This is a genomic window from Microbulbifer mangrovi, assembly GCF_002009015.1.
Taxonomy (GTDB): Bacteria; Pseudomonadota; Gammaproteobacteria; order Pseudomonadales; family Cellvibrionaceae; genus Microbulbifer; species Microbulbifer mangrovi.
In genome coordinates this window covers 1-8,231 of sequence record NZ_LZDE01000207.1, presented here as the reverse complement: position 1 = coordinate 8,231, position 8,231 = coordinate 1, and the positions used below count along the sequence as shown (strand labels likewise).

At 56.8% G+C, this 8,231-nt stretch carries 4 protein-coding genes; all 4 read left to right on the top strand.

The genetic code is table 11. The features are described from left to right. Positions 1 to 2,446: TonB-dependent receptor (locus B4U49_RS02350; protein WP_143735485.1), on the top strand; the 2,446-nt coding region annotated here is incomplete at its 5' end. An 80-nt stretch (positions 2,447 to 2,526) separates the two neighbouring features. Then, on the top strand, positions 2,527 to 4,215 hold the full coding sequence (locus B4U49_RS02345; RefSeq protein ID WP_078082973.1) for a GH35 family beta-galactosidase: 1,689 nt from the start codon (positions 2,527 to 2,529) through the stop codon (positions 4,213 to 4,215). A gap of 37 nt (positions 4,216 to 4,252) precedes the next feature. Next, positions 4,253 to 7,168 (top strand): TIM-barrel domain-containing protein, encoded by a 2,916-nt coding sequence (locus B4U49_RS02340; protein WP_078082972.1) that lies wholly within the window; start codon positions 4,253 to 4,255, stop codon positions 7,166 to 7,168. 216 nt (positions 7,169 to 7,384) lie between these two features. Then, on the top strand, positions 7,385 to 8,231 hold an 847-nt coding region (locus B4U49_RS02335), incomplete at its 3' end, for a 2-dehydro-3-deoxygalactonokinase (RefSeq protein ID WP_078082971.1).

The window sequence follows — 8,231 nt, the reverse complement described above, 5'->3', positions numbered from 1 at the left end:
GGATGTTCCGCCGGAATTGATGGCGGGCGTCGATGTGTACAAAAACCAGAGCGCCGATCTTATTGAAGGTGGTCTGGGCGGCACGGTGAACCTGCGCACCAAAAAACCATTTGATTACGAAGGCTCCGAAATGGCGTTTACCGCCGAAGGTAACTACGGCGATTTCGTTGAGAAAACCAGCCCTTCTGCATCCGCTTTGGTCAGCAATCGCTGGAACGTGGGTCAGGGAGAGGTTGGTGTTTTACTCGATTTCGCCTATTCCGAAGCGGCAACCCGCACCGACGGTGTTTACACCCGAGCGCTATTTCCCCGCGACAATATTGTGGACGGGCAAACGGTTTACATCCCCCGTGGTGCCGACTGGCGCAGTTACGAATTCGACCGCGAACGCCAGGGCGCTTACGGCGTGGTGCAGTGGCGTCTAAACGACACCGCAGAAATGTCTTTCCAGGTATTCAACAGCCAATATGCCGAATTCTGGGATGAAAGCTCGATCTTCGTCGACAACTGGCCTCTGGACATCATTCCCGCCGACGGTACTGAATTCACCTACGACGACAACGGAGTCTTCCGGAAAGGCAGACTGGCCTCTACCTCCGGCGCTATTCCCATGGGCGCCGCAGCGCGCTTTCAAGACCGGGAATCAGAGACCACTGATATTTCCTATAACTTCATCTGGCAACCCAATGACAGCTGGAATGTAAATTTCGACCTGCAACATGTCATGGCGGACACCAGGAGCCTGGACGCCACCGTTGCCACTGGTATCGAACTGGATTACCTGGAAGTAGACCTCACCGGGGGACGCCCCCAGATGTCGACCAATTCCGAGCTGTTGGGCGATCCTTCGAACTACTACATGGCATTCACCATGGACAACCGCACCCAGAACGAGGCGGAAGAAACCGCGGTGCGACTGGATGCCACGTATGATTTCGATGCCGGTCCGATCCGGGGCACCAAATTCGGCGTTCGCTTTACCGACACGACTTCTGAAAACCACGATACCGGCTACGACTGGCAGCCCATCTACCAGCAGTGGATGCGCTGGTGGGCACTGGATGGTATGGCAGCAATGCCCTCTGCCGATGCAAGCCAGCTCTCCCTCAATACCCTGGATAATTTTTATCGCGGAAAAGGCGCGCACCCCGGTGTTTTCATGACGCCGAATATCAGCCTCGCCGCCGGTTTCCCGCAATCCTTCCTCGACCTGCACCAGCAGGCCGCGGATTCCGGAAACTTCCTGTGCCCCGATCGCTGCGGTCAGGGCCTGCGCGAAATCCGGGATATCAATGATATCGCTTACACCAATCTGCAGGACGAAAAGACCAGTGCGGTCTACGCAATGACCTATTTTGGCTGGGATGAACTTCAATACCCCGTCAGCGGTAACCTGGGTGTACGCGTGGTGACTACGGATATGTCAACTGACGGTTCCATCATTTATCCATCGACCGTCACTGACATCGCGGGCAACCAGGGCTTTTATCGCGACCCCGAGCCCCTGGCCGTGGATAACAAATACACCCGTGCACTGCCAAGCCTCAATGTGAAGATGGAGTTGAGCGAAGAACTGCAATTGCGCTTCGCCGCCGCCAGAGCCATGACCCGCCCCGCCTTTGGCGAGCTCCAGGCTTACCAGCAATTGAGCGCGAATCTTCCTAACGGTATCGGTATGGAAGACGAGCCGCAGATGAGTGACTTCCTGCTGACCGCCGATCTTTACGACAACCCGAATCTAAAGCCGACCATGGCCGATCAATTCGATCTGTCCCTCGAGTGGTATTTCAATGAGCACGGCGGCATGGCCCACATGAACGTGTTCTACAAAGATATCACCGACCTCATCAGTCGCGAGTTCGTACAGGAGGAGTACAACGGCTGGACATACAGTGTTGCACGGCCCACCAATAATGGCGACGGCACACTGCGTGGGGCCGAGTTGGGCTGGAAGAAATTCTTCGACCAGTTACCGGAACCGTTTAACGGCCTCGGCATTGATGCCACTTACACCTATATCGACAGCAAAATGGCGCTGGAAGACATCTCACAGCCGGTGGATACAGACTTCTCCAATTACGCCGACCTGCCGTTTACCGGTATCTCGCGCAATGCCTATAACGTGACCGGGATGTATGAATACGGCCCCTTCTCCGCCCGTCTCGCTTACAACTGGCGCAGTAAATTCCTTATGGGTGTGGGACAAAACGGCTTCAACGGGGACGTCAATGGTCAGTGGCGCCTGCCGGTGTACAACGATGACTACGGTCAGCTGGATGCCTCGGTTGAATATCGAATCAACGACAACCTGGCCCTCAGCCTTCAGGCCATCAATATTGCCAATGCAGAGACAGTGCTGATTGCTGACCAGAATGCGGCCGGAGATCATCAGAGTTCCTACGTCAACGACACTACTTACATCATGCGAATGACAGCGACCTTCTGACCCTGCTCGCTGATGCAATCCTGGGGGTTCGCCAGAGCCCCCGTTTTTCCGTAACACCAAGTAGATGTGACGTTGATAGCATGAAAAAAACCATTTTCCGGTTACTGACCGCCGCTTTCTTTTGTATCACCGGTGTATTCCAGAGTGTGAACGCCGCCGAGCTGCCAAAGATTATCGAGCGCGATGGTCGCCACGCACTGACGGTCGATGGCAAACCCTACCTGCTGCTGGCCGCCCAAACCAACAACTCCGCCAACTATCCCGCCGCTTTGCCCGACGTATGGCCGGTAGTGGAGCAGATGCACGCAAATACCCTGGTTATTCCAGTGGCCTGGGAACAGGTAGAACCTGATGAGGGAGAGTTTGATTTCTCCTTTGTGGATACCCTGATCAAGCAGGCGCGGGAAAAAGAAGTACGTCTGGTATTGCTGTGGTTTGCCACCTGGAAAAACAATGCGCCCCACTACGCGCCGTCTTGGGTAAAGCTCGATAACCGGCGTTTCCCCCGGGTAAAGACCGAGGACGGGAAAACCCTGAACTCGCTGTCACCGCACCACCGCAGTACCTTGGAGGCAGACAAGAAAGCATTTGTGCAGCTGATGCGTCACCTGAAAAAAGTCGACCGCCAGCGCACCGTGATCATGGTACAGGTGCAGAACGAAGTGGGTACCTACGGCTCCGCCCGAGATTACTCCGATGCCGCACAGAAGGTATTCCAGCAGCCAGTGCCACAAAAACTGCTGGACAATACAGGAAAAAAACCGGGTAACTGGCGTGAGGTGTTTGGCAAAGATGCGGACGAATTCTTTCACGCCTGGCATATCGGCCGCTTTGTGGATGAGATTGCCGAGGCCGGCAAACAGGAATATCCGCTCCCCATGTATGTGAATGTGGCCCTGCGCAACCCGTACCACCCCGGTGAACCCGGGCAGTATTCCAGCGGCGGCGCCACCGACAATGTAATCCATATCTGGAAAGCCGCCGCGCCGCATATCGATATGATTTCGCCGGATATTTATTTCCGCGACCACAAGACCGCCACCCGGGTGATGGATCTCTACGCCCGTGAGGACAACCCCCTGTATATCGCCGAGATCGGCAACGACCAGCCCTACGTGCGCTACTTCTTCGATGCGATGGGCCACGGCGCCCTCGGCTTCGCCCCTTTCGGTATGGACAACACCAAATACTCCAATTTTCCGCTGGGTGCGGAAACCATGGACGAGAAAGTCATCAAGCCCTTCGCCGATCTCTACCGGGTGTTCGGCGCTATGGGATCCGAGTGGGCAGAGATCAGTCTGAACCATCGCACCTGGGGCTTTTCCGAACCCGTGGATACCTTCGCGCCAGACAAGGAACTGTGGAATGCCAGGGGCAGCGACGGCGAGGAGAAAACAGAAAAGGACCCCGAGGACTATACCCAGCGCCAAAATCTGGGTGACTGGAGCGCGGAAATCACCTACGGCCGCCCGGCATTCTGGATTGATCCCCCCAAGGGTAATAACCCCGCCTCCGGCGGCGCGGTGATCGCGGAACTGGGTAAGAACGAATACCTGGTAGTGGGCTACCACGCGCGGGTGAGTTTCTCCCCGAGCAAAGAATTGGAAGGTGAGCAATTCACCTTTGATCGAGTGGAAGAAGGACACTTTAACGATGGTGAGTGGGTCTTCGAGCGCGTATGGAATGGCGACCAGACCGACTGGGGACTGAACTTTATCTACCGTCCCCATGTACTCAAGGTAAAACTCGCCACCTATGAAATCGACTGACCGACCATCGACATCAACAATAACGACGGAAAAGACCATGAAAAATTTCAACCCCAAAAGCACCCTGCTTGCCCTGGCACTTTTTCCCGCACTCTATGCCTGCGATGGCCAACAAGACGCACACAAAACCACACCAGTAACACACGCCAGCTGGGAGAAAACCGCGCACGGAGCTGTGATTGCTCTCAAAGACAGTGAATTCAAAAAAGTCCGTGTGCAGGTAATCGACGAGGAAATCATCCGGGTCACGGCCACGCCCCAGCAGGATTTCAGCAACCTGCCAGACACCTTGATGGTCACAGCACAACCGAAGGGAATTGACTTTAGCGTCGCCGAGGAAAACGGCGAGCTGCTGGTCAAGACCTCGCAAGTGTCCGCGGAGGTCTCACTGGAGAACGGTTCAGTAGAGTTCAAAGACGCCGCAGGCAAAACCCTGCTCGCAGAAGCCGGCCGCAGCATGGGCCGGGTGATCAATGAGCCCGGGAAACCAGATGCGGACTCTCACTCGTTTCGCCAGCGCTTCCAGCCGCAACCGGATGAGGCCTTCTACGGCCTCGGCCAGCAACAGGATGGACGGGTAAATTACCGCGGTGAGAATATCGAGCTCACCACCTACAATCTGGAAATCAGCATTCCCTACCTGGTTTCCAGCCGCAACTACGGCCTGCTGTGGAACAACACCGGTATCAGTCGCCTGGGCGATCCGCTGCCGCCGCAGCCACTGCCGGAAGGCTTCAAACTGTACAACGCGCAGGGTGAGCCCGGTGGCCTTACCGCGCGTTATTACGACGGCGACGAACTGAAACTGGAGCGCTCCGAATCCGACCTCAACTACCAGTTCCTGTCCCACGCCAGCGTGCGTGAAGTCCCACTGCCGGAAGAGGTGGCGGACGCAGAGGACCTGCGCATTCAGTGGTCCGGCACTATTGAACCAACCACCAGTGGCGAACACGAATTCAAAATGTACTCCAGCGGTTACGCCAGCCTGTCACTGGATGGCGAAGAACTGTTGAACCGCTGGCGCATGAACTGGAACCCCTGGTACCACAACGCCGAGGTGGATCTGGAAGCCGGAGAGAAATATCAGCTGGACCTCGACTGGCAGCCCCAGGGTGGTTACATGCGCCTGTTGCAGCACGGGCCACTGCCGGAGAAGGAACAACAGGAACTGTCCTTTACCGCGGATACCGGCAAAGCGGTGGATTACTACTTTGTGGCCGGCGACAACAAAGACGACGTGGTTTCCGGCTACCGCGAGCTCACCGGCAAGGCCACCATGCTGCCCAAGTGGGCTTTCGGTTTCTGGCAGAGCCGCGAGCGCTATAAATCCCAGGACGAATTGCTGGGTGCACTGGAAGAGTATCGCGAGCGCAAGATCCCCATCGACAATATCGTGCTCGACTGGTCTTACTGGCCGGAAGACGCCTGGGGCAGCCACGACTTCGACAAAACCTACTTCCCCGACGCCAAGGCCATGGTGGATCGCGTCCACGAACTGGATGCAAACATCATGATTTCCGTGTGGCCGAAGTTTTACCCCACCACGGAAAACTACACCGAGCTCAACGCCAAGGGCTGTATGTTCAACAAAAATATCGAAGAGAAAAACCTGGACTGGATCGGCGGCGGCTACCTGAACACCTTCTACGACACCTACAATCCCGAGTGTCGGGAAATCTACTGGGGCCAGATCCGCGACAAGCTCAATACCGTCGGCTTCGATGCCTGGTGGCTGGATGCGGTAGAGCCGGACATTCACTCCAACCTGAGCTTCAAACACCGCAAAGACCTGATTACTCCGAATGCCATGGGCACCGGCGCGGAGATGTTCAACGCCTACGCCCTGCCGCATGCAGAAACCGTGTATCAGGGTGAACGCAAAACCGACGGTGACAAGCGGGCGTTTATCCTCACCCGCTCCGGCTTCGGCGGTATCCAGCGCACCGCATCTGCCATCTGGAGTGGCGATGTGGTTTCCCGCTGGTCCAACCTGGAGGAACAGATTGCGGCGGGTATTGGTGTCGGTATGGCGGGCATGCCGTACTGGACCTTCGACATCGGTGGTTTCACCCCGGAGGATCGCTACCGCTACAACGGCGACGTGGTGGTGGGGAACTACAAGGAGATGGCGGAAAGTGAACAAGAAGAGTGGCAGGAACTGAACCTGCGCTGGTTCCAGTTCGGTGCCTTTACCCCGCTGTTCCGCGCCCACGGGCAGAATCCTTACCGCGAAATCTTCAACTTGGCTGACGAGGGCAGCGATACCTACAACAGCATGGTGGAGTACACCAGGCTGCGCTATCGCCTGATGCCCTACATCTACACCCTGGCCGGTGACGCGCACCACAAGGACGGCACCATGATGCGCGGCCTGGCAATGGACTTCGACTCGGATCCCAAGGTAAGCGACATCAACACCCAGTACATGTTCGGACCATCACTGCTGGTGAACCCGGTAACGGAATTCGGTGCGCGCGCCCGCGATGTTTACCTGCCGGCGGGTAGCGACTGGTACGACTTCTACAGCGGCGAGAAATTCAGCGGAGGCCAGACCATCGATGCGGATGCGCCTTATACCCAGATGCCCCTGTTCGTAAAGGCGGGCAGCATTGTGCCCACCGGCCCGGAAATCCAGAGCACCGCGGATAGCCTCAACACCCCGCTGACACTGAACGTATTTACCGGGGCCGATGGCAGCTTCGAAATCTATGAGGACGATGGCAAGAGCTACGCCTACGAACAGGGCCAGTGGTCGCGGATTCCGGTCAGATACAGCGAAGCCAGCGGTGAAGTCACCATCGGTGAACGTATCGGCAGTTTCGACGGTATGGCGGAAGAGCGCGAGATTCAGGTGCGCTGGATCGACCGCGGTGACAAACCTTTTACCCTTGATGGCGATACAGGAAAAACCGTGCAGTACAGCGGTAACCACATCACTCTCAAACGGAGCTGAGATCAGGGAAGGCACAGGTCTTCCCAACCATGGGTGGGGAGGCCACTGGTGCGAAATTTCAAAAGCACAGATTACCCGAGAGTATCTCATTGTGAATAATGCGAATTATGCTGATCCGCGCGGCAAACCGCTTTTTATGAGCGGCAGGGTTTCCGTCATCCGCGCCATCCAAATGGTCGCGGCACAATCGGTGGCTGTAGACGGAGAGCCAGGCTGATGCAACGCATCGTGGTGGATTGGGGCACAACCAATCTACGCGCATATCTGGTAGACGATAGCGGATCCATTGCAGACACTCGTGTTGCGCCGCGCGGGGTGCACAACTGTCATGGCAACTACAGCGAAGTGCTGCGGGAGTTCTGCGGTGACTGGCAGCAGCAGTGGCCCGGTATCCCGGTATACCTGTGCGGCATGATTGGCAGCCGTACCGGCTGGCACGAGGCGCCCTATGTGGAGAGCCCGGCAACTCCGGATGCGCTGTATCGCGGACTACTCCCTATTCCCTCCGAAGCCAACGTGTTTGCAGTACCCGGTATGCGCTGTGTTACCCCCGCGGGTGCGCCGGATGTAATGCGCGGAGAAGAGTGTCAGGTACTCGGCGCCCTGGCGGAAACCGGGGCGAGCGATGCCCTGATTATTTTGCCCGGCACCCACAGCAAGTGGGTACGGGTCACCGATGGACGCATTTACGATTTTGCGACGTTTTTTACCGGGGAGATGTACGCACTGCTACACCAGCACAGTTCCATCGGTGCGGTGCTGAACCTGAAACATCAACATACCGGAAGCTTCCATCGCGGGCTGTCCGAGAGCGTCGGCCCCGGCGGCCTGCTGAACCAGATATTTTCCGCGCGCACCCGCACCCTGTGTGAAGACACCGATGGCCAGTCTATGTCTGCGTATCTCTCCGGCATCCTGATCGGCAGTGAATTCATTCATGGACGTCAGCTTTTTGCCCCCGAAGACAGAGTTTTTCTGGTGAGTGATCCGCACCTTGCGGTGCTATATCAGATAGCGGCGGACCACTTTGGACTGGAACTGTGTGCGCTGGATCCAGCGCACA

What these genes read in the sequence shown, in the direction of transcription:
- B4U49_RS02345 (WP_078082973.1), top strand. Translation starts at nt 2,527, where the DNA reads ATGAAAAAAACCATTTTCCGGTTACTGACCGCCGCTTTCTTTTGTATC.
- B4U49_RS02340 (WP_078082972.1), top strand. Translation starts at nt 4,253, where the DNA reads ATGAAAAATTTCAACCCCAAAAGCACCCTGCTTGCCCTGGCACTTTTT.